Below are 915 nucleotides of genomic sequence, written 5' to 3'. Positions count from 1 at the left end.
TAAGTTTTGAATCCGCTCCGTTGCCTTCAACCGTAACCGTCACATCCTGAGGCTGCCACTTTGCATATATTGTCATATCCTGCATTGGCATTATATAATTATCCGAATCCAGTTCCGTTCCCTCAGAGAAATCCGGTGTGAGATACCATCCCATAAAAATATAATCCTCCGGAACTGACTGATGTCTCACGGGATTGTTAAGGCTCTCTTTGGCATATGAAAGAGGTGCTCCGTTTAAAATGGAAACCTCTTCATTGTCTGCCCCGTAAAACTTTAAATTATATGCCTGTCTTTTCCAATATATATGTAACCAGCTTTTTCCGTCTCCGTCATAATCATTTACCGGATTTCCTCCGTCAGCCGTTACTATGGTCTGCTCCTTACCTGCATACGGAAACAGTTCTTTATTGGAGTCTGATACATCCGTCGTAAATTCATCTTCACTGTTTGTCCAGTAATAATATCCAACATAGGCCCTGTCACTTGGATGAAATGTACTTCCACGCCTTCCGGTCCCCGGAAGATATTCAATTTTCTTGTAGCTTTCGTGCTTCCACGTACCGTCCGGATCCTGCATATGATACAACAAAGTATACTTTTTATCTGCTTCCTCTTTCAGTTTCATTCCGTTATACACAATATGGTAATCGTCCGCCATATTAGGACCAAAGTAATTAAAATAAGAAATTATCGATCCGTTTTCAGCATTTTTATCGAGATCGTAATATCTGTATTTATGATCATAATTTATTACACCGCTTGTAACATGTCCGTATACCGCACTGAAGCTCTCTCTGTGATCCTCTTCTCCCGTAACCGGATTATAATATATGAATGTAATGGTCATTTCCGGTCTGTCATAATATATGTTTATAACCGTAGACCCGTCACTTTCAACTATCTTGCCTTTATTTG

1 protein-coding gene is annotated in these 915 nt (G+C 40.0%); it reads right to left on the bottom strand.

All coding sequences use genetic code 11. From position 1 onward, the window contains the following. Window positions 1-915 (bottom strand): hypothetical protein (locus ACYQ1N_RS07570; protein WP_459834513.1); only part of this gene is annotated, 915 nt, incomplete at both ends.

The organism is Howardella ureilytica (assembly GCF_054657495.1).
This window is presented reverse-complemented; position numbering and strand designations above follow the sequence as displayed.